General features: G+C 67.4%; 22 protein-coding genes. 8 read left to right on the top strand and 14 right to left on the bottom strand.

The window, feature by feature from the left end:
- Window positions 1–52: 52 nt before the first annotated feature.
- Window positions 53–469 carry an MGMT family protein gene (locus J2X42_RS01805; RefSeq protein WP_310161572.1) on the bottom strand — a complete coding sequence of 139 codons (417 nt, stop codon included), beginning with the start codon at window positions 467–469 and terminating at the stop codon, window positions 53–55.
- A 111-nt stretch (window positions 470–580) separates the two neighbouring features.
- On the opposite strand from J2X42_RS01805, the gene J2X42_RS01800 reads away from it, so the two are divergent.
- The 4 genes from J2X42_RS01800 (at window position 581) to J2X42_RS01785 (ending at window position 4,057) form a co-directional block, all read left to right on the top strand.
- A complete protein-coding gene (locus J2X42_RS01800; RefSeq protein ID WP_310161569.1) occupies window positions 581–1,291 on the top strand; it encodes a 3'-5' exonuclease in 711 nt (236 codons plus the stop codon).
- Window positions 1,292–1,599: 308 nt separating this feature from the next.
- Window positions 1,600–2,547 (top strand): ABC transporter substrate-binding protein, encoded by a 948-nt coding sequence (locus J2X42_RS01795; RefSeq protein WP_310161567.1) that lies wholly within the window; start codon window positions 1,600–1,602, stop codon window positions 2,545–2,547.
- Window positions 2,548–2,558: 11 nt separating this feature from the next.
- Window positions 2,559–3,323, top strand: coding sequence for an amino acid ABC transporter permease (locus tag J2X42_RS01790; protein WP_310161565.1), 765 nt, complete (start codon window positions 2,559–2,561; stop codon window positions 3,321–3,323).
- A complete protein-coding gene (locus J2X42_RS01785; RefSeq protein ID WP_310161563.1) occupies window positions 3,320–4,057 on the top strand; it encodes an amino acid ABC transporter ATP-binding protein in 738 nt (245 codons plus the stop codon). The genes J2X42_RS01790 and J2X42_RS01785 overlap by 4 nt, the downstream gene beginning before the upstream one ends.
- 99 nt (window positions 4,058–4,156) lie before the next feature.
- Here J2X42_RS01785 and hemL read toward each other — a convergent pair whose 3' ends face one another.
- The 10 genes from hemL to hemE all read right to left on the bottom strand — a co-directional run bounded on the left by hemL (window position 4,157) and on the right by hemE (window position 15,091).
- Window positions 4,157–5,488 (bottom strand): glutamate-1-semialdehyde 2,1-aminomutase, encoded by a 1,332-nt coding sequence (gene hemL, locus J2X42_RS01780; RefSeq protein WP_310161560.1) that lies wholly within the window; start codon window positions 5,486–5,488, stop codon window positions 4,157–4,159.
- Between the two features lie 29 nt (window positions 5,489–5,517).
- A complete protein-coding gene (locus J2X42_RS01775; RefSeq protein ID WP_310161558.1) occupies window positions 5,518–6,612 on the bottom strand; it encodes an LLM class flavin-dependent oxidoreductase in 1,095 nt (364 codons plus the stop codon).
- The gene (gene hemB / locus J2X42_RS01770; RefSeq protein WP_310161555.1) at window positions 6,609–7,592 is read right to left on the bottom strand and encodes a porphobilinogen synthase; all 984 of its coding nucleotides are present in this window, start codon (window positions 7,590–7,592) and stop codon (window positions 6,609–6,611) included. Before hemB ends, J2X42_RS01775 begins: the two co-directional genes overlap by 4 nt.
- Complete coding sequence (locus J2X42_RS01765) at window positions 7,589–8,521, bottom strand: uroporphyrinogen-III synthase (RefSeq protein WP_310161554.1); 933 nt, start codon at window positions 8,519–8,521, stop codon at window positions 7,589–7,591. The genes hemB and J2X42_RS01765 overlap by 4 nt, the downstream gene beginning before the upstream one ends.
- 36 nt (window positions 8,522–8,557) lie before the next feature.
- Window positions 8,558–9,556 (bottom strand): hydroxymethylbilane synthase, encoded by a 999-nt coding sequence (hemC, locus tag J2X42_RS01760; protein ID WP_310161552.1) that lies wholly within the window; start codon window positions 9,554–9,556, stop codon window positions 8,558–8,560.
- Window positions 9,553–10,818: a ferrochelatase gene (locus tag J2X42_RS01755; protein WP_310161551.1), complete on the bottom strand. Its 1,266-nt coding sequence runs from the start codon at window positions 10,816–10,818 to the stop codon at window positions 9,553–9,555. Before J2X42_RS01755 ends, hemC begins: the two co-directional genes overlap by 4 nt.
- Entirely contained in the window at window positions 10,815–11,516 is a 702-nt protein-coding gene (gene hemQ, locus J2X42_RS01750) for a hydrogen peroxide-dependent heme synthase (protein WP_310161550.1), read from the bottom strand. Before hemQ ends, J2X42_RS01755 begins: the two co-directional genes overlap by 4 nt.
- 119 nt (window positions 11,517–11,635) lie before the next feature.
- Complete coding sequence (locus tag J2X42_RS01745; protein WP_310161548.1) at window positions 11,636–12,313, bottom strand: hypothetical protein; 678 nt, start codon at window positions 12,311–12,313, stop codon at window positions 11,636–11,638.
- 161 nt (window positions 12,314–12,474) lie between these two features.
- Window positions 12,475–13,914 carry a protoporphyrinogen oxidase gene (gene hemG / locus J2X42_RS01740; RefSeq protein WP_310162144.1) on the bottom strand — a complete coding sequence of 480 codons (1,440 nt, stop codon included), beginning with the start codon at window positions 13,912–13,914 and terminating at the stop codon, window positions 12,475–12,477.
- Between the two features lie 70 nt (window positions 13,915–13,984).
- Window positions 13,985–15,091, bottom strand: a complete 1,107-nt coding sequence (hemE, locus tag J2X42_RS01735) for a uroporphyrinogen decarboxylase (protein ID WP_310161546.1) — start codon at window positions 15,089–15,091, stop codon at window positions 13,985–13,987.
- A gap of 157 nt (window positions 15,092–15,248) precedes the next feature.
- On the opposite strand from hemE, the gene J2X42_RS01730 reads away from it, so the two are divergent.
- On the top strand, window positions 15,249–16,562 hold the full coding sequence (locus tag J2X42_RS01730) for a glutamyl-tRNA reductase (protein WP_310161544.1): 1,314 nt from the start codon (window positions 15,249–15,251) through the stop codon (window positions 16,560–16,562).
- 124 nt (window positions 16,563–16,686) lie between these two features.
- Here J2X42_RS01730 and moeB read toward each other — a convergent pair whose 3' ends face one another.
- Complete coding sequence (gene moeB / locus J2X42_RS01725) at window positions 16,687–17,886, bottom strand: molybdopterin-synthase adenylyltransferase MoeB (RefSeq protein WP_310161543.1); 1,200 nt, start codon at window positions 17,884–17,886, stop codon at window positions 16,687–16,689.
- A gap of 84 nt (window positions 17,887–17,970) precedes the next feature.
- Here moeB and J2X42_RS01720 point away from each other — a divergent pair, with 84 nt between their 5' ends.
- The 3 genes from J2X42_RS01720 to J2X42_RS01710 all read left to right on the top strand — a co-directional run bounded on the left by J2X42_RS01720 (window position 17,971) and on the right by J2X42_RS01710 (window position 19,275).
- Window positions 17,971–18,636, top strand: a complete 666-nt coding sequence (locus J2X42_RS01720; protein WP_310162142.1) for a TetR/AcrR family transcriptional regulator — start codon at window positions 17,971–17,973, stop codon at window positions 18,634–18,636.
- A 50-nt stretch (window positions 18,637–18,686) separates the two neighbouring features.
- Window positions 18,687–18,911: a DUF3107 domain-containing protein gene (locus tag J2X42_RS01715; RefSeq protein ID WP_056343932.1), complete on the top strand. Its 225-nt coding sequence runs from the start codon at window positions 18,687–18,689 to the stop codon at window positions 18,909–18,911.
- A 61-nt stretch (window positions 18,912–18,972) separates the two neighbouring features.
- Window positions 18,973–19,275 carry a hypothetical protein gene (locus tag J2X42_RS01710; RefSeq protein WP_310161540.1) on the top strand — a complete coding sequence of 101 codons (303 nt, stop codon included), beginning with the start codon at window positions 18,973–18,975 and terminating at the stop codon, window positions 19,273–19,275.
- A gap of 5 nt (window positions 19,276–19,280) precedes the next feature.
- Here J2X42_RS01710 and J2X42_RS01705 read toward each other — a convergent pair whose 3' ends face one another.
- Both J2X42_RS01705 and J2X42_RS01700 read right to left on the bottom strand, forming a co-directional pair.
- Complete coding sequence (locus J2X42_RS01705) at window positions 19,281–19,946, bottom strand: 4a-hydroxytetrahydrobiopterin dehydratase (RefSeq protein ID WP_310161538.1); 666 nt, start codon at window positions 19,944–19,946, stop codon at window positions 19,281–19,283.
- A 60-nt stretch (window positions 19,947–20,006) separates the two neighbouring features.
- Window positions 20,007–20,816, bottom strand: coding sequence for a thiazole synthase (locus tag J2X42_RS01700; RefSeq protein ID WP_310161537.1), 810 nt, complete (start codon window positions 20,814–20,816; stop codon window positions 20,007–20,009).
- Window positions 20,817–20,819: the final 3 nt, after the last annotated feature.

The raw sequence follows: 20,819 nt of genomic DNA, 5'->3' as shown, positions 1-20,819 counted from the left end.
AGGTCGTCGAGAGGGGGGTCGGGCAGGAGGTCCGTCTGGAGGCTTGTTAACGTCACACGGACATTTCATCATCGGCCACGGACAATTTATGAAGCCCACGCTCCAGCCGGTCCGCAATTGCGTCCAGCTGGTCGAATTCAGCGTCTGTCGGCGTCCACCGGGCCGCAGCCAGGTCCACGCGCCAGCGGCCGTCGCCCGTGCGAAGGAATTCTTCAGGACTGCCCAGGAGCGCCGTGCCCTCGTCCAGGTAGTGGCGCAGGGCTTCGGCGGCGTGGCCTTCGGGCGCCTGCCCGCTGGCCTTGAGGATCCGCCACCACGGCACATCACTGCCGTAGTGGCTCATGACCGAACCGACCTGCCGCGGTCCGCCGGCTCCAAGGAGTTCGGCGACATCGCCATAGGCGACGGCAGCACCCGGGGGCACCAGCTCCACCACGGACAGCACCGCCTCGACATACTCCTTCCGCATGGGTCCAGCGTAGCCGGTGTCGGCGCACCTCCCGATACTCCGGGAAGGAAGAATTCTGACCCGCCGACCGTGCTGCCGGAGACTGTCGGTGCCTCCCGGTAGCGTGGAAACATGACCACTTGGAACACCCTCCCCCGCGCAGCGTTCGACCTCGAGACCACTGGCCGGAACTCCCGCGCGGCCCGTATTGTCACGGCGTCGGTGACTGTGGTTGACCATCAGGGGGATGTCATCACGGAACATGAATGGCTGGCCGATCCTGGTGTCGAGATTCCCACGGAAGCAAGCGATATCCACGGCGTCACCACCGAGCAGGCCAGGCGTGAGGGCCGCCCCGCCCATGAGGTGACGCGGGAGCTTGCCGCCGTCCTGCAGGAACTCTTTGATGCCGGCGTTCCCGTGATTGCGTTCAACGCCAGCTACGATTTCACCGTGCTGGCCGCGGAATCGGCGCGGTACGGCGTGAAGCAGCTGAGCCGGTTTCCGGTGTTGGATCCGTACATCATGAACAAGCAGGTGGACCGGTACCGGAAGGGCAAGCGAACGCTTACTGCCCTGTGCGAGGAATACGGCGTCAGCCTGGACAACGCCCACACCTCGGCTGCGGACGCCCTTGCCACGGTACGGGTCCTGGACGCGATGGCGGGCAAGTTTCCCAAGCTCAGGATGCCGGCCAGCCAGCTTCACCAGCTCCAGGTGGACTGGGCCGTCAGCCAGGCGGCCGATTTCCAGGGCTACCTGAGGAAGACCAAGCCTGCTGCGGTTATCGAAGGCGACTGGCCGGTCCTGCCGCCCGAAGACGCAAGCCGCGGCGACTTCTAGCTGCGAGCTAACTCACACTTATTCGGCCGCCCCTCGCGCGTGGCCTGAGCATGCGCCGATTCGGCAATAGGGACGCCGTCAGGCCGGGCCGGAGCGGCCCCATGGCCTGAGCCGAGCAATATTCGGCCTACACCCCAATTGGCTGCCACCTTCTTCGTCTATCCGCGGGAATAGGCCTTAGTGAGATGATTAAGTTTTGCGGTCCCCTGTCCTGAACGTCAGTTCCCATGGTGTGGCAGGCCCCCGGCGCCACGTATGCAGCATTACGGCCGGGATGAACTTATGACTCAGATGAAAGTGACTACCTGATGAAATCGAAAGCCATGAAGTGGCTGACCAGCGTTCCTGTGGCTATTGCCCTGGCCGCCTCCCTCGCAGCCTGCGGCGGGGCTTCCCAGCCCACCGGCACGCCGACGGACGCCCTGGCCGGCAGCGATCAGCAGACGCTGGACAAGTACACCACCGCTGAGGTCACCCCGATCGACAAGATCGACAAGTCCAAGCTGGGCCTGATCACGGATGGCACCCTGCGCGTCGGCACCCTGTCCGATGCCCCGCCGAATATCTTCATCGATCCTTCCGGCAAGTTCACCGGCTACGACAACGAACTCCTGCGAGCCATCGGTGACAAGCTGGGGCTGAAGGTCGAATTCGCCTCCACCGACTTCTCCGCCCTGCTCTCCCAGGTCTCGAACAAGCAGTTCGACGTCGGATCCTCCTCGATCTCGACCACCGACGCCCGCCGCAAGACCGTCGGCTTCACCAACGGCTACGACTTTGGCTACATGGCTGTCGTGACCAAGAACGACGCCAAGGTCACCGGCTTTGCCGACCTCAAGGAGGGCGTCCGCATCGGCGTCGTCCAGGGGACCGTCCAGGATGACTACGTCACCAACACCTTGAAGCTCGAGCCCGTCCGTTTTCCTGACTACAACACTGTCTACGGCAATGTGAAAAACGGTCAGATCGACGCCTGGGTCGCACCGTCACAGCAGGCCTCCGGCCAGGTGAAGGAAGGCGACAACACGAAGATCGCCGAGAAGGTTGTCAACACGCAGAACTTCACCGCATACGCCGTGAACAAGGACAACCAGCCCCTGCTCGATGCCCTGAACGCAGGCCTGGACGCCGTTATTGCTGACGGCACCTGGACCAAGCTCACGTCGGAGTGGTACACCGACCGCACCACCGCGGCGGAGCAGACCCCGCAGGGTTGGAAGCCGGGCAGCAAGGCCGTCCAGATCCCCGCAAAGTAACCCGGCGTTCCATGGATATCCTCAAGCAGCTCTCTGACACCTTCCTTGATTGGGAGGCTATGGGCCAGGTCATTCCCAAAATGTTCGCCGTCGGCCTGCCGAACACGCTCGTCCTCGCGGTCATTTCAGGCATCATCGGCACAGTGCTCGGGATGGCCCTGGCCCTGATGGGGATCTCCCGGAACGCCGCCGCCCGCTGGATTGCCCGCATCTACACGGACATTCTCCGCGGGCTCCCGCCGGTTCTGACCATCCTGGTCATCGGATTCGGGTTCGGCCCCATCATCCGTGAGCTGACCGGCTCCACAAGTCCCTACCCCATGGCCATCGCCGCGCTGTCCCTGATGTCGGGTGCCTACATTGGCGAAATCTTCCGCTCGGGGATCCAGAGCGTGGACAAGGGACAACTCGAGGCATCCCGTGCCCTGGGCTTCGGCTACGGCCCTTCCATGCGCCTGGTAGTTGTTCCCCAGGGCATCCGCCGGGTCCTGCCCGCGCTGGTCAACCAGTTCATCGCACTGATCAAGGAATCCTCGCTCGTCTTCCTCCTGGGCCTGCTGGCCACGGAGCGCGAGATCTTCCAGATCGGCAAGGACGCTGCTGCAACCAGCGGCAACCTCTCACCTTATGTAGCCGCGGCGATCTTCTACCTGGTGCTGACCATCCCGCTCACGCATTTCGTGAACTGGATTGACGCCCGGCTTCGTTCTGGCCGGCCGGAAAAGAAAGAACCGGACGAGGCCGCAGCTGTCGTCGGAAAGGGAGCACAGGCATGAGTGAATTCGCATCCGGAACGCTGACGGCGAAGAACATCCACTTGTCCTTTGGCAGCAACCACGTCCTGCGGGGCATCGACCTGCACGTCGAGAAGGGCACCACGGCTTCCGTGATCGGCCCTTCAGGCTCAGGTAAGTCGACGCTGCTGCGCGTGATGAACCGCCTCATCGAGCCGGACCAGGGCGACATCCTGCTGGATGGACGTTCTGTCCTGAAAGACAACCCTGACGAGCTGCGCCGGCGGATCGGCATGGTGTTCCAGCAGTTCAATCTGTTCCCACACAAGACGGTGGCGGAAAACATCTCGCTGGCACTGCGCAAGCTCCGGAAGCTGCCGAAGGACCAGGCACACGCCGAGGCCCTGGAGCAGCTGGACCTGGTGGGCCTGAAGCACAAGGCTGATGCCCGTCCGGCCAACCTTTCCGGCGGCCAGCAGCAGCGTGTGGCAATCGCCCGTGCGCTGGCGATGAAGCCTGAAGTGATGTTCTTCGACGAGGCAACGTCGGCCCTGGACCCCGAGCTCGTCAAGGGTGTCCTGTCGCTGATGGCGGACCTTGCCAAGGGCGGCATGACCATGGTGGTGGTGACCCACGAAATGGGGTTCTCCCGCAACGTCTCGGACACCGTGACGTTTATGGACGCCGGCGTGGTGGTGGAGTCGGGTCCGCCCGAGCAGATCTTCACTTCGCCGGCCACGGACCGGCTGAAGGGCTTCCTTTCGGACGTCCTCTAGCGCCAACAGAAAATCCCCGCCTCCCGGACATTTCCCCCCTGCATTCAGAGGGGATTCGTCCGGGAGGCGGGGATTTCCCGTTTAGGAACGACGCCGCCGCTAGGCTTGCGCTGCGGCTGCCGCCTTCGCTGCTGCCGGGAGGGCGTCGAAAATCCGGTTCATGGCGGCGTCGTCGTGGGCGGCGGACAGGAACCAGGCCTCGAAAACGGACGGCGGCAGGTAAACCCCGGCTTCCAGCATCGAGTGGAAGAACGGCGCATACCGGAAGGTTTCCTGGGCCTGGGCATCCGCGTAGTTGTGGACGCCGTTGGAAGATGTTCCGAACGCAACCGAGAACAGGTTTCCGGCGAACTGGATGGAGTGGTCCACACCGGCTGAGTCCAGCGCCGCGGACAGCGCCGACGAGAGTTCCAGCGACCGGGCATCGATGAATGAGTAGACGTCCCGCGTCGCGTGGGTCAGCGTGGCCACGCCGGCGGCCATGGCCACGGGGTTCCCGGACAGCGTGCCGGCCTGGTAGACCGGGCCAAGGGGCGCGAGGTAGTCCATGACGTCGGCACGCCCGCCGAGGGCCGCCGTCGGCATTCCGCCGCCGATCACCTTTCCAAAGGTGAGCAGGTCCGGGGTCCACGGGTCCGCTGCGTCGGGCGCGCCGCCGGTGAGGCCCCAATAGCCGGAGTAGCCCGTGCGGAATCCTGTCAGCACCTCATCAACGATCAGCAGTGCGCCGTGTTCGCTGGTGATGCGGGACAGTCCGAGGTTGAACCCCTCGGCGGGGGTTACTACGCCCATGTTGGCCGGCGCGGCTTCGGTGATGACGGCCGCGATGTTGGCGCCGTGGGCGGCGAAGGCGGCTTCGACTGCAGCGAGGTCGTTGTACGGCAGGACAAGCGTTTCGGCGGCAGTGGCTTCCGTGACACCGGCCGAGCCGGGCAGGGCCAGGGTGGCGACGCCGGAACCGGCTGCGGCCAGGAGCCCGTCCAGATGGCCGTGGTAGCAGCCCGCGAACTTGATGATCAGGTTGCGTCCGGTGAATCCGCGGGCCAGCCGGACGGCCGTCATCGTGGCCTCGGTGCCGGTGGACACCATCCGGACGCGCTCCGCGGCCGGGACGCGTTCCTGCACGATGGCTGCCAGGTTTGCCTCATCGGGCGTGGACGCGCCGAACGACAGGCCACGGTCCACGGCCGCGTGGACGGCTTCCAGGACGGCGGGATGGGCGTGGCCCAGCAGGGCAGGGCCCCAGGAGCAGACCAGGTCGACGTATTCCTTCCCGTCGGCATCCGTGAGGTACGGTCCCTTGGCGGACACCATAAAACGGGGCGTTCCACCCACGGAGCCGAAGGCCCGGACAGGAGAGTTCACGCCGCCGGGCATCAGCCGGCGGGCGCGGTCGAAGAGTTCCTCGTTGCGAGGGTTGCTGGAAGTCATGGTTCCTATTCTTTCAGTTGGCCGGAACGTCAGTTACCGAGCAGTTCAGACACCTTGGGCGCCACCGCCGTGCCCATCAGCTCGATGGAGCGCATCATGGCCGCGTGCGGCAACGGGCCGCTGCTGTATTTGAGGTCAAAACGGTCCACGCCCAGGTCCGCCTTGAGCCGGGCGATCTTCCGGGCCACGGTATCCGGGGAACCGACATAAAGGGCGCCATCCGGGGCGCAGAGGGCATCGAACTCCGGCCGCCCGGCCGGTCCCCAGCCGCGTTCGGCGCCGATCCTGTTCCGCAGCTTGAGCCAGTGCGGGAAGAACTCCTCGCGGGCCTGTTCATCGGTGGCGGCCACGTGCCCGGGCGAATGGGTTGCGACCTGCTGCATGGGATGCCCGTACTGGGACATGGCTTCCCGGTAGAGGTCTGCCAGCGGCCCGAAGGCACGCGGCTGCCCGCCGATGATGGCAAAGATGATGGGGTACCCGTACTGCGCGCAGCGGAGGACCGATTCCGTGGTCCCGCCCACGCCGATCCAGGCGGGCAGCAGGTGGTGTTCCAGCGGCGGGTAGACGCTCAGGCCGTGCAGCGCGGGCCGGGTGCGGCCTTCCCAGTGCACGGGCTTCTGCGACCGGACCTTGTCGAACAGCTCGAGCTTCTCTTCGAACAGGACCTCGTAGTCGGCCAGGTCCAGCCCGAACAGCGGGAATGACTCAACAAAGGATCCACGGCCGAGCATGACTTCCGCCCGGCCGTTGGAGAGGGCGTCCACGGTGGCGAAGCGCTGGAACACCCTGATGGGATCATCCGAGCTCAGCACGGTGACGGCCGAGCCGAGCCGGATCTGCCGGGTGCGGGCCGCGGCGGCGGCGAGGAAAACCTCCGGGGCGGAGACTGCGAAGTCCTTGCGGTGGTGCTCCCCCACGCCAAACGCGTGGAGTCCGACGGCGTCGGCCAGTTCCGCCTGTTCGAGCAGCTGGCGGAGCACCTGGGCGTGCGGCTGCGGGCTTCCGTCCGGGTTCTCACCGACGTCGCCGAAGGTGTTCAGGCCCAGCAGGATTCGGTCCGCGGCTACCGGCGCAGTGGGCCCTGCGGAGGCCGCAGGCTCCGAAGCCGGCTGCGGGGTCATCGGGATTCCCTCAGCCAGCCGGCGAGCTCGGCCGCCCAGTACGTCAGCACCATGTCGGCACCGGCGCGGCGGATGCCCAGTACGGACTCGGTGATGGCGGCGCGGCGGTCGATCCAGCCGTTGGCTGCCGCCGCCTCGATCATCGCGTACTCACCGGAGATCTGGTAGGCGGCAACGGGGACCGGGCTCATGGCGGCGACATCCGCCACGATGTCCAGGTAGCTCATGGCCGGCTTCACCATCACGATGTCAGCACCTTCGGCGAGGTCCAGTTCCACTTCACGGATGGCTTCGCGTCGGTTTCCGGCGTCCATCTGGTAGGTCCGCCGGTCGCCTTTCAGCTGGGAGTCCACGGCTTCGCGGAACGGGCCGTAGAAGGCCGAGGCGTACTTGGCGGCATAGGCAACCACCGAGGTGGTGGCGTGACCGGCTTCGTCCAGGGCTTTGCGGATGGCGGCGATCTGGCCGTCCATCATGCCGGACGGGCCCAGCATGTGGGCGCCGGCGTCGGCCTGGGCCACGGCCATCCTGGCGTAGATCTCCACGGTGCGGTCGTTGTCCACGTACCCGTAGGCGTCGAGCACGCCGCAGTGCCCGTGGTCGGTGAACTCGTCCAGGCAAACGTCGCTCATGATGACCAGGTCATCGCCCACTTCGGCGCGGACGTCGCGGATGGCCTTGTTGAGCACGCCGTCCGGATCCAGGGACGCCGTTCCTTCAGCGTCCCGGACCGCCGGGATGCCAAAGAGCATGATCCCGCCGATGCCCAGTTCAACGGCCTCGGCGGCGGCGCGCTTGAGCGTGTCGGTGGTGTGCTGGAGGACGCCCGGCATCGAGGTGATGGGGTTGGGCTCGGTGAGCCCTTCCCGGATGAAGGCCGGCAGGATGAGCTCGGCCGGGGCCAGCCGCGTTTCGGCCGTGAGCCTGCGCATCGCCGGGGTGGTGCGCAGGCGGCGGGGACGTTGGTTGGGGAAACTCATGGTGTGTCCTTCACGGGTGGTCCGGGTGGGGTCGGGGAATCCAGGGCTTCACGCACCGCGGCCACGAGCCCGGCGGGGGTGGGCTCAGCCGCGACCGCAGCTACGTCAAGGCTGAGCGCGGCGGCCTCGTCCGCCGTCGAACGTCCGATCGCGACGAGCCTGCAGTCTGCCAAGGGGGTCAGCAGGGCGCTGATGCGCCGTACGGCGCTGGGTGATGCGGCCACGACGGCGTGCAGCCGGCCGGCGTCGATCTCGGCCCGGGCGCCTTCCGCGGTCAGCAGCGCGTACGACGGCGGCACAGCCACGGGTGAAACGGTGCTGTTTTTCCCCGGGCCGGCAGCCAGCGGTTCGACGGCGAGCCTGCGCTCCGCATCGGCCGGAAAGTCGACAGTCCGGTAGGCGGTGACGACAGTGACGGAGGCCCCGGACGCCGTCAGCCCTTCCGCCAGCAGCGGTGCGGCGATGTCGGCCTGCGGCAGGAGCACCCGGCCCCCGCCTGCAGGCCAGGCGTCAAGAAGCCCGGCAGCCGACTGAGCGGTCCCGGGCGTGAGCGCCACGGGAACTCCCGCGGATTCGAGCATCCCCCTCGAAGCCTGGCCGATGGCGGCCACCCGGGTCGTGGCGGGCAGCCAGTCGCCCAGGGCCTGGCCACGCTCGGCCGCCTTGTCGCTCAGGACGTGGACGGTGGTGGCGCTGCTGACCACCAGCCAGTCGAACGCCCCGGCCGCCAGGGCATCGCAGGCCACGTCGAGGGAGTGCTGGTCCGCGGCCCGCTCAAAATCGATCAGCGGCAGCAGCAGTGCCTGCGCACCGGCCTGCTCCAGCGCTGAGATAAGGGACAGCGACCGCTCCGGACTGCGCGTGATCAGGACACGCGTTCGTGCGAGCGGCCGCGTGTCCTGCTGGAAGCTGTTGTCCTGGCCCGCCATGTCAGGACGCCCCGGGGCGCGTGTCCACGGACCCGGTCAGGATGCCTGAAGGTCTGCGATGTCGGCGGCGCCGCCGGCAAGGAGGACCTCGGCCAGTTCGATGCCCAGGAGCGTGGCCCCGACCTCGGTCAGCCCGTCGGTGGCGCGTTTGTCACGGACGGATGCTGTTCCGTCCACGGCACAGACCACGGCTTCAAGGTGCAGCATGCTGCCCTTGCGGTAGGCGTAGGCGCCCACGGGGGCTGCGCAGCCGGCCTCAAGCCTGGCCAGCAGGGCCCGTTCGGCGGTCACGGCGAGCCTCGTGTCAGGATCGTCGAGTGCTGCCAGGGCCTGGGCCAGGACGCCTTGGGAGCCTTCCGTTGATCCGGCCTTGCGGGGAGCGTCGGCGGTGCGGCATTCGATCGCCAGCGACCCCTGCCCGGCTGCAGGGAGCATCACGTCGGTTTCGAGGAACTCGGTGACGGCGTCGAGCCTGCTGATCCGCTCGAGGCCGGCGGCGGCGAGGACCACGGCGTCGAGGTCGCAGGACTTGCCCGGCACCACCTGGTCCGTCACGTTGCCCGGCAGCCCCGGCACGCGGCCAAGGCGGGTGTCCACGTTGCCGCGGATGTCCAGGATCTGCAGGTCCGGCCGTGCGGCGCGGAGCTGGGCAGCGCGCCGCGGTGAGCCGGTGCCGACGGTGGCGCCCTGCGGCAGGTCGGCCAGTTTCAGGCCGTCGCGGGCGCAGAGGACGTCGCGGACGTCAACGCGGCGGGGGGTTGCCGCCAGCGTCAGCCCAACGGCCGCGCCGGTGGGCAGGTCCTTCAGCGAATGCACAGCGACGTCGCACTCGTTGCGCAGGAGTGCTTCGCGGAGGGCAACAACAAAAACGCCGGTGCCGCCCATCTGGGACAACGAGCCGGTAAGGACATCGCCGTCGGTCCTGATGTGCACCAGTTCCACGGGAAATCCGCCGACGGCGGCAAGCTGGTCCGCGGTCTGCTGCGTCTGGGTCAGGGCGAGCTTGCTGGCCCTGGTTCCGATCCGGACGGTCACTGGGCGCCTTCTCCCCCGGCCGGCACTGCGGTCGCGTCAGGGTACGGGTCGTGCCCGGTTCCAACCGTGGTGTCCGAGCCGGCGATGGTGGGCTTTTCGCCGCGGAAGTTGGCGCAGCAGCCGGGCCGGCAGACGTCGTACCAGGGCCCGAGGCCGGTCACGGCAGGACGGTCGGCGATGTTGTTGGCGCGGGTCCGCTCGGAGATGAGGTCCACGAGCCCGTTGACGAACATGCGGTGCGTGCCGGGTGTGGGCACCCGGGTGGCGGCCAGGCCCAGGTTGCGGCAGGTCTCCAGCGCTTCGGTGTCCAGGTCCCAGACGACCTCCATGTGGTCGCTGACGAAGCCCAGCGGAACAATCACGATGCCCTTGATGCCCTGGCCGGCCAGTTCCTCGATGGCGTCGTTGATGTCCGGTTCCAGCCACGGGACGTGCGGGGCACCCGAACGTGACTGGTAGACGAGGGACCAGGGTGCGGTGAGGCCCGATTCGGCTTCAACGCGGCTGATCACGGCGGCGCCGGTGGCGAGGTGCTGTGCCACGTACGCGGAGCCTTCTTCGAAGTCGCGCGGCTCGGCGTCGGACCGTCCTGCTGCGTCGGCGTCGCGGGTGGGAATGGAGTGCGTGGCGAACAGGATGTGCACGGGTGCGTCGGGGGTGCCGGCCGCAGCGAGCTGGGCGCGGACGTCGGCCAGGCCGGCGGCGGTCCCTTCAACAAAGGGCTCGACGAAGCCCGGGTGGTCGAAGTACTGGCGCACCTTGTCCACCTCGAGCCGGCCGTCCAGGCCGGTCTCGGTCAGTGCCATGCCGATGTCCTCGCGGTACTGGCGGCAGCTGGAGTAACAGGAGTAGGCACTTGTGGTGATCATCAGCAGCTTGCGGTGGCCGGCGTCGTACGCGTCCTGCAGCGTCTGCGGGATGTAAGGGTCCCAGTTGCGGTTGCCCCACAGCACCGGCAGCCCGATGCCGCGGGCGGCGAGCTCGGCTTCCAGCGCAGCCTTGAGCTCGCGGTTCTGCTGGTTGATGGGGCTGATGCCGCCGTTGGCCCGGTAGTGGTGGGAGACCTCTTCGAGCCGCTCGTCCGGGATGCCGCGGCCGCGGGTGACGTTGCGCAGGAACGGGAGGACGTCGTCCTGGCCCTCGGGCCCGCCGAAGGAGGCGAGCAGCACGGCGTCGTAGTCCTTGGGCGCCATCCGTCCGGCCTCGGTGACGGGGTTGACCGCGGTCAGCGTGGAGCCCGGCTGGGGATCCGACGGGTTCATGCGAGGACCTCTGCGATCTCCGCCGCACTGATCCGGCGTCCGGTGTAGAACGGGATCTCTTCGCGGACGTGGTTGCGTGCTTCAGTGGCGCGCAGGTGCCGCATCAGGTCCACGAGGTCGACCAGCTCCGGCGCTTCCAGGCCCAGGATCCATTCCCAGTCACCCAGGGCGAAGGAAGACACCGTGTTGGAGATGACCTGCGGGAAGTCGCGGCCCAGCATGCCGTGATCGCGCAGCATCTTGCCGCGCTCGGCCTCGGGCAGGATGTACCACTCGTAGGAGCGCACGAACGGGTAAACGCACAGCCACTCTGCCGGCGCAACGCCGCGCGAGTAGGCAGGCGTGTGGTTTTTGGCGAATTCAGCCTCACGGTGCACACCCATGGCGGACCAGACAATCTCCGTTCCGGCGAAAAGCTTGCTGCGCCGGATATCGCGGATCGCCCGCTGCAGCTCTTCGGGCCTGGGGCCATGGAGCCACACCATCACGTCGGCGTCGGCGCGCATGGCGGAAACATCGTAGTTTCCGCGGTGGGTCACCCCGGCCTCGCCCAGGCGGGACAGCAGCGCATCGAAGTCCTCGGCAGCGTCAGCGCTGCGCAGGACGTCCGCTGACCGCTTGAAGACAGTCCAGAGGGTAAAAAACTGCTCGGCTGATTCTTCGGTTTTAGTGACAGATTCGGCAGAAGTGTGGCTCATGGTTACCAGTTTGCCCCTTCCCCTTCGCCAAGTCGAAACCGAAGAGTTCTACAAGCCGTAGAAGTGTTGAATGTCACATCAGGCGCAACGGGCATGGCGCGCCGGGGCTGCTGCCGGCACTAGAACCGGCGGATCCGGGTGAAGACCAGTCCGGCTGCCCCCGCTGACCCGACAAGCCCGACGCCGAGCCACACCTTGGCGGTCTCGGCCGTCGGTTCCGTCTGGGCAGTCATCTCGTGGCGGCTTTCGGCGGCGCCGCCGACTGCCTGGGGAACCCCGGTGCGCGTTGTGGCCGTCGGGCCCGGCGCGCTGCCGGTTGGCTCTGACGTGGCGGATGCTGCCGCATTGTCCTCGGCGGCAGGCTGGTCGGCGGCTGGAGTGCCCGCTTCGCTACCGGCCACCCCTGGCGCGGCCCCTGCTGCCGTGGACGCCGGGTCCGGCTGGCCGGCCGCAGGCTGCGGGAGTGTCCCGGCGGTCCCGCCCTGAGGAGAAGGGGCGGGCACGGGCGCTGCAGTACCCGTTGCCGAAGCGCTGGTGCTGGGCGACGGCGAAGCCGTGGTGGGCGCGGGGACCGGCGACGGGGAAACGGTGGTCGCTTCGGGGACCGGAGTGGGCTTGGGTGAGGCAGTGGCGGAGCCGAGGACGCCGTTCAGGAGTCCCCCGACCAGCGGCAACTGCGCGCTGCCGCTGACCTGCACCTCGGGCTCGTCAGCGCCGGAACCCCCGTCTGCCTGGGACGCGGGAACACCCGCAGTGAGGACCAGTACCGCCCCGATTGCGGCAGCTGCGCTGCCCATTCGGAATCCCCCATGGATACCGGTCCGGGAACGTGAAAATTCGGACCTGTAGCTAACCATAGTCATCCACCCTAGCCACCGTGGCGGGTCAATTGAAAGTCAGCAAGAGCACTTGACTGGCCGTGCAGGCGGGCTGGCAACGGGCTGAACTGGGGCGATGGTCAGCTCAGGAAGCTTCGAATCTGTTCCCTGGTATCTGCCACGACAGCAGCCAGCCCGTTGCCAGCAACCCAGCCTCCGACGACCGCGAGGCCTTCCTGCTGCGCACAGATCTGCCTGATGTCCGCAACGCGTGCCTTGTGTCCGACAGCGGCGAACGGCAGCGCCCCCTGCCACCGGACAACGTCCCAGCCGATGATGTCCTCCTGCCGGATGGGCACATCGAGCAGGGCTGACGCGTCACGCAGGGACGAGGCCAGGAGGTCGTTGTCGGTTGCGGGACCGCCTCCTCCGGCTGCCGATCCGTCGATGCGCCCATAGGACAACCGCAGGACGTGGGTTCCTGGGCCTGCAGCGGCCGCCAGCCAGTCCCATTTCGCCGTCGCATGCGTCAGTGCCTTGGCTTCAATGCCCGCGGTCTGCGGCGCCACCAGGATGCCCGTCCCCCGCGGCCGCCGATCCAGTTCGGGGACGTCCACCACCAGGCTGACAAGCCGGACATCGGGACCGCCGTCAGGCTGTTTGCCGGCCAGGCCGGGGACCGCTGTTTCCAGAAGCCCGACGGCGGCCGGACCGTCGAGTGCCACCACCAGGAGTCCGGCGTCGTAAGCGGTTGGCCCTGCGGTGACCCTCCAGCCGTCCGGCGTCCTGGCGGCGCTGTCCGCGCGGGCGTTGTGCACCAGCGCCACGCCGCGGGCCCGGAGGTCCGACAGCAGCGCCGTGACGAGGGTGTGCATGCCACCCTCCAGTCCGGCAACAGCGGAACCCGCCTTGGCAACGGGCTGAGGCCCGGAGCCCGGCACTTCAGACGGTCCGGGGCCGGACGCCGCGGGGCCAGGGCCGCGCCGCTGCGCGGACACGGCAGCCGCGAGTGAACCGTGCCGGCGAAGCCCAGCACGCAGTCCGGGCGCCACCATATCAACGTCAAGCAGGCCCGGGTCGGCGGAGTGCACACCGCCCACAACCGGGGCGACCAGGCGGTCAAGGACGCGGCGGCCCATCCGGGCACGCACCAGCGAGGACACGCTCGTTACCTTGGCCGAGGCGCCGACGGACGCCGGCAGGAACCTGTCCAGCGAGGCGCGCAGCGAGCCCAGGAAGCCGAGCGAGCGCCGGACCTCCGGGTCCCAGGGGCTGGCGGGGATGCCCAGGACACCGGTCTTGGGGAGTTCCCGCGGCCCGTCGGGCAGTTGCACCCACGCCCCACCCGGGCGGGGCGCGACGATTTTTCCGGCTAGCCCAAGTTCGCCGGCGAGGTCGGCCACGGCGGTGGAACGCGTGGCGAAGGACTCGGCACCGCTGTCGAGCAGGAGTCCCGCCACGACGTGGCTGCCCACGCACCCGCCCCAGCGGTCCGTGGCTTCCAGGACAGTGACGGCGCGGCCGGCCGCTGCCAGTTCCCGGGCGGCCAGTAGGCCGGAGATCCCGCCGCCCACCACCAGCGCCGGAGCCCGGACTGCCTCGGACGGGACGTCGGGCTGCTGTCCGGGATCCGCTGCCTTGCCCACGGACCTACTCCGGAGAGATGGAGTGGATGAGCTCAACAACCCGGGTCAGCACGGCGGGATCGGTCTCGGGAGGCACACCGTGGCCGAGGTTCAGCACGTGCCCTGGCGCTGCCGAGCCGGCCCGGATGACTTCGCGCACGTGGGCTTCCAGCACCTCCCAGGGAGCGGACAGGAGTGCGGGATCGATGTTCCCCTGCAGGGGCACCGTGCCGCCCAGCCTCCGGTTGGCCTCGTCCAGTGGAAGGCGGTAGTCGACGCCGACCACATCCACGCCGACGTCGCGCATGGCGGCGAGCAGTTCCGAGGTGCCGGTACCGAAGTGGATCAGCGGCGCGCCGAGGTGCCGGACGTGGTCCAGCGCCCGGGCGGAGGCCGGTGCCACGTACTTGGTGTAATCGGCCAGGCCCAGCGACCCGGCCCAGGAATCGAACAGCTGTCCGGCGGAGGCGCCGGCTTCAAGCTGGGCGCGGAGGAACATCCCAGAGGCATCCGCGGCCCAGTTGGCCAGTGCAGTCCAGGTCTCCGGATCGGCGTGCATCATGGTGCGCGGGCCGAGGTGGTCGCGGGAGGGCTTGCCTTCAACCATGTAGGCGGCGAGGGTAAACGGTGCGCCGGCGAAACCGATCAGCGGAGTTTTGCCCAGCTCAGCGACGGTCAGCCGCACGGCTTCCCGGATTGGTTCCAGGGCTTCCCAGGTCAGCTGGGGCAAGGCCGCAACGTCTTCAGCCGTTCGCACCGGCTTGTCCAGCACCGGGCCCACGCCGGGAACGATGTCCACGCCGACGCCTGCAAGCTTAAGCGGAATCACAATGTCGGAGAAGAAGATGGCTGCGTCGACGTCGTGCCGGCGCACCGGCTGCAGGGTGATCTCGGACGCCAGCTCCGGCCGGAGGCAGGAGTCAAGCATGGCCACGCCTTCGCGGACTTTCATGTACTCCGGCAGCGACCGGCCGGCCTGCCGCATGAACCACACGGGCCTGCGCGACGGCTTGCCGCCCCGGTAAGCCGTGATGAGCGGAGAATCTGCGGTGCGGCCGTCCATCAGCGGATGGCCGGCAGCGAGAGCGCTGTCGTTGGAGACGGCATTGGACACGGCGGAGCTGGAAGTCATGCCTCGATTGTCCCCAAAATCGGGCACAAAAGATAACGACAGCCTGTCACCCATCGCGGCCGCAAAGGCGCCGTGGCAGGAATCACGGCCCCGTGCCGGCCGTTCCTGCCCTGCGGGTTGTTCTACCGGGGCACGAAAAAGCTATGATTGATCTGCTGTGGTTCTTTTTTCATTGGTGGCTACACACGCCGACATCGACCTTGAGACCGTTGCTCAGTTGAGCAACGGTGCCTCCGGTATCGCAACATCCGCACTCTCCGGATCGCCGGCAGTGACGGGTGCGGTGGTGCTTGCCACCTGCAACCGCTACGAAATCTACGGTGAAGCACCCCACGCCGACGACGTGGAGGCCGCCCGCGCGGCCCTGGTGTCCCAGATCAGCGGGCTCAGCGGCCTCAACGAACAGCTCGTCTCCCGCTCCTTCAGCACCCGGACGGGCCCCGAGGTCAGCCAGCACCTTTTCGCGGTCAGCGCCGGGCTCGATTCAGCTGTAGTGGGCGAGCGTGAAATCGCCGGGCAGGTCCGCCGCGCTCTGATCACCGCCCAGCACGAGGGCACGGCAAGCCCCGGCCTCGTCCGGCTGTTCCAGGCCGCTTCCAAGACGGCCAAGGACGTGGGTGCGCAGACCGCCCTCGGCTCCCGGGGCCTGTCGATCGTCTCCGTGGCCCTGGACCTGGCCACCGACCTCTCCGAAAACCCCGACTGGTCAGCCAAGAAGGTCGTGGTGTTCGGCACCGGCGCCTACGCCGGCGCCACCATGGCGCTGCTCCGCGAGCGGGGCTGCACCCACATCTCTGTGTTCTCCTCCTCCGGCCGGGCCGAAGGCTTCGTGGCCACCCGCGGCGGTACGGCGCTGGACAGCGAATCCCTGCCCGCTGCCGTAGCGGCAGCCGATGTCATGATCGGCTGCAGCGGCTCGGACACCCGCGTCGAGGCGGACGAACTTGCGCAGGTCCGCGCTGGATCCACCCAGCCGCTGATCGCCATCGACCTCGCCCTCACCCATGATTTTGACCCCGAAGTCGGCGAGCTCGACAGCGTCGAACTGCTGACCCTGGAGTCCGTGCGCCTCGCCGCGCCACAGGAACAGGCCGAGTCCCTCACCCAGGCCAGCGGCATTGTGTCCGGCGCGGCCAAGGCTTTCGAACAGGAGCGGGAAGCACGCTCAGTAGACACCGCGATCGTGGCATTGCGCAGGCACACCATGAACGTCCTGGACGCCGAAATGGAGAAGGTCCGTGCCCGGCACGGCTGCACCGCGGCGGCGGAGGAAGTGGAGTTCGCCCTCCGCCGGATGGTCAAGCAGCTGCTGCATGTCCCCACTGTCCGAGCCCGCGAGCTGGCGGCGAACGGCCAGCAGGACGACTACGTGACGGCGCTCGAAACCCTCTACGGCATCACCGTGGAGCAGCCTGCCGCCGCGGCGCAGGCCGAATGCCCGGTGGACCACCAGGGCCTCGAAAGCGCCTGATCCGCCCCACGACGCTCTCTCACTTCCTGCAGGTTTCCCCACGACGCTCTCTCACTTCGTTCAAGAGAGTGAGAGAGCGTCGTTGAAAAACGGGCAAAAAGTGAGAGCGTCGTGGTAGGGGGCGTCAGTAGACGGGCTTCTGCGGCTCCACGTCGCGCACCCAGGCCAGGATTCCGCCGTCGAGATGGCTGACCCGCTGGTAGCCGGCCTTCCGGGCTGCTTCCAGGACGTTCGCCGACCGGGTCCCCGCCTTGCAGTGGAACACAATGTCCTTGTCCTGCGGCAGCTCCGCCCACGCTTCGCCGGCGAGGATCCGCCCCTGCGGGATCAGCACAGACCCGTCGATGCTGACGATGTCGTGCTCTCCGGTTTCGCGGACGTCCACCAGGTCAAAGTCCTTCAAACCTGCCTTCCTGGACGCCAGCATGGTGGCCAGCTGGGTGGCCGTGATGGTGTGCTCCGTGTCGGCTGAGGCAGCCGGGGTGATGCCGCAGAAGGCCTCGTAGTCCGTCAGTTCGGTAATCGGTTCCGCCGCGGGGTCCTTGGAGACGCGGATCTCGCGCCAGCTGCCGCCGAGCGCGTCGAACAGTGCCACGCGGCCCAGCAGTGAACGCCCGACGCCGGTGATCAGCTTCACTGCCTCCGTGACCATCAGCGAGCCGACGGCAGCGCAGAGCATGCCGAACACGCCGCCCTCCCCGCAGGACGGCACGGACCCCGCAGGCGGCGCCTCCGGGTAAAGGTCACGGTAGGTGGGGCCGTGCTTTTCCCAGAACACGCTCACCTGGCCGTCGAAACGGAAGATCGACCCCCACACGTAGGGCTTGCCCAGGATGGCGGCGGCGTCGTTCACGAGGTACCGGGTGGCGAAGTTGTCCGCTCCGTCCAGGATCAGGTCATAGTCCGCGAAGAGCTCCAGCGCGTTGGAGGCGTCCAGCCGGACGTTGTGCAGCCGGACGTCCACCAGCGGGTTCAGGGCGGCGATTGCGTCGCGGGCGGATTCGATCTTGGGCCGTCCCACGTCGGCCACGCCGTGGATTACCTGGCGCTGCAGGTTGCTGAGGTCAACGTCGTCGTCGTCGATGATACCCAGGGTCCCCACGCCCGCCGCTGCGAGATACAGGAGGGCCGGCGAACCCAGTCCCCCGGCGCCAATGACCAGCACCTTGGCATTCTTGAGCCGCCGCTGTCCCATGGCCCCAATCTCGGGAATGATGAGGTGCCGGGAATAACGCTCCACTTCGGCGGGAGTCAAATCCCCTGCGGGCTCCACCAGGGGTTCAAGGGAAACAGAGGAAACATTTGTGGTGAATGTCGAAGCCATACTTCAATGTATGCCCCGAGATACCGCGAGGTCATATTACCCCGCAGTAAAGTGGAGGTAACTGCAATGGAAAGTAGGGCAACTGTGGTCCACGAAGCACGGGCTGACCGGGCGTCCGAAGGCGAACCGCCTGCACCTCAACGCGCCGCAGGCCAGCGGTCCGCCCGACTTCCCCGGGACGAGCGCCGGGCCCAGCTCCTCGCTGCGGCCCAGGAGGTCTTTGTCGCCAACGGATACCATGGCGCCGCGATGGACGAGATCGCCGAGACGGCGCATGTGAGCAAACCGGTGCTTTACCAGCATTTTCCGTCCAAGCGCGAACTGTACCTGGCCCTGCTGGACAGCCACTTGAGCTCCCTGACCGACCTGATGCTCGGCGCCCTCAGTTCCACGATCGACAATAAAGAACGTGTCCAGGCCGTGATGCGGGCGTACTACCGCTTCATCGCCAGCGACGACCAGGCCCACCGCCTGGTCTTCGAATCGGACCTGATCAACGATCCGGACGTCAGTTCACGCCTTGAGACATTCAACAAAACATTCGCCGACGCCGTCGCCCGGGTCATTGCCGAGGACACCAAGCTGCCCCATCTGGAGGCACAGCTGCTGGGGCGCGGGCTTGCGGGAATGGCCCAGGTCAGCGCCCGGTACTGGCTCGAAACCGACGGAAACCTCGACCTCGATGTGGCCAGCGACCTCATCTATCGTTTAGCTTGGCGCGGAATCTCTCGCTTCCCCAAAGAGTCCTAGACTACAAATGAGAGAACCCAAGAAACTTTGATTGGCTGGGAGGCCCCCTTTTGGAAATTAAGATTGGCATTCAGAATATTGGCCGCGAAATCGTGCTGGAATCAGCGCAGGACGCTGACGCCGTGGCTACGGTCGTTGAAGAAGCCATCACCAAGGGCACCGAGCTCCGCCTGAAGGACGACAAGGGCCGTATCATCATCGTTCCCGGCAATGCCCTGGGCTACGTCGAAATCGGCGCGGAAGAGGCCCGCAAGGTCGGCTTCGGCCAGTTCTAGCAGGCCGCCGGCCAACCCGCCCTCCGAGGGCAGGCATCCGTTGCGTTTTTGAGGAGATTCAATGCTTTCGCTGACGATTGTTGTGCTCGTGACCGTGGCCGCAGGCTTCATTGTCTGGGCTAACGACAAACGGCACGCCAAATACGGCATGGGGCTGCCCGCCGGGGTCGCCACTGCCGTCGGCGCATTGAGCTGGATCATCTTTATGGCCGCGGGCTTCGGCTACCAGCCGGGCCTGACCTGGATACCGTGGGTCCTGCCCATGGTGCTGGGGACCGTGGCTGCCGCGGGCGCTGCCATCTACCTCGGACGCACCAGGGCGCACTATGACACCCTCCGGCTGACGGCGGCGCTCAAGCTGTAGCCGGCTCAATCCGCCGGCTGATGTCCTGCCTCCGTGCACAGGCAGAGCCTGTTCCCTTGTGAATCCGTGACCACCACCCAGTCGGGTGCGTGGTCACGGTTCACTAAGGCGCCAGCGGCCGCGGACTTTTCGAGAACGGCCGCAGACTCGCCCCGGCTTCGATGGATGTCGAGGTGGATGCGGCTGCTGTGGGGCGTGGGTGTCTCCTGGAACCACACGGAAGGGCCCCGGCCGTACGGATCCGCGAGGGCCGTGCCGGGGCCTTTCCTGTAGCCGAGGGCAACGCGCCAGACTTCGGAGATTTCGGCGGCGTCCGTGGTGTCAACGCCCACCTCGACGGTGCGGTGCAGTCCCGGTTCCGCTGTTGCTCCGACGTCGGCTGCGGCCGCGCTTGCCGCGGCGGCTGCCGCCACGTCCCGGGAGGTGACCTCACCGCCGGCGTCATGGGAGGTGTACCGCAGGAAGACGCGGTTATACCGCCAGTCGAGGTCCGGGTGGTGGTTTTGTTCTTCGGCGAGGCGTCCGACGGCGGCCATCAGCTGCAGCGCTGCCGCCGCCGTCGGCGTTTTGTAGACCGTCACGAGTCCGCCGAGGCGGTACCGCCAGTCCGGAAGGCCGTCCAGCGCCTCGTCGATGCCGGACCTGGTGAGTATCTCTTGCTTGCCGCCCACAGCTGTCTCCCTCGGGTCGTCGTGCGGGAGCGGCGCCGGTGGGCGGCGGCGGGGAGATGGTCAGAGGAACTCTGCCCGGCCTTCCATGGCCGACGACGCCAGGGCGTGCTCACGGCGCGGTATCCGCCCGGCCGCTTTCGCCAGCCTACCGGCGATGACTGCGTGCTTGAAGGCCTCCCCCATGACCGCCGGGTTCTGGGCACGGGTAACCGCTGTGGCCAGCAGGACGGCGTCGCAGCCCAGTTCCATGGCGAGCGCAGCGTCCGAGGCCGTGCCGATCCCGGCGTCCAGCACTACGGGCACCGAGGCGCGGGACACGATGAGCTCGATGTTGTGCGGGTTGAGGATGCCCAGTCCGGTACCGATGGGCGAGCCCAGCGGCATGACCGCCGTCGCGCCAAGGTTTTCGAGCCGCAGGGCCAGCACAGGATCGTCATTGGTGTAGGCAAACACCTTGAAGCCCCGGTTCACGAGCTGTTCGGTGGCGTCCACCAGCTCAACGGCATCGGGCAAAAGAGTATGCTCGTCGGCGATCACCTCCAGCTTGACCCAGTCCGTTTCCAGCGCTTCGCGGGCCAGTTCGGCCGTCATGACGGCGTCGCGGGCCGTGAAGCAGCCCGCCGTGTTGGGCAGGACCCGGATTCCGTGGTCCACCAGCAGCTGGAACAGCGAGCCTGTCTCGGCCGGCGAGAACCGCCGCATGGCCACGGTGGTCAGTTCCGTCCCGGAGGCCAGCAGGGCCGCGCCAAGTCCGTCCAGGCTCGGGGCTCCGCCGGTGCCCATGATCAGGCGCGACCCGAGTTCCACACCGTCGATGATCAGCGGGTCCGGGTGCCCGGCCCGGTTGGTGGCGTTGATGGTTTCGGTCATGCT

It is taken from the genome of Arthrobacter sp. BE255 (assembly GCF_031457335.1).
Lineage (GTDB): Bacteria > Actinomycetota > Actinomycetes > Actinomycetales > Micrococcaceae > Arthrobacter.
The sequence above is the reverse complement of the archived record's forward strand: the minus strand, read 5'-3'. Positions and strand labels throughout refer to the sequence as shown.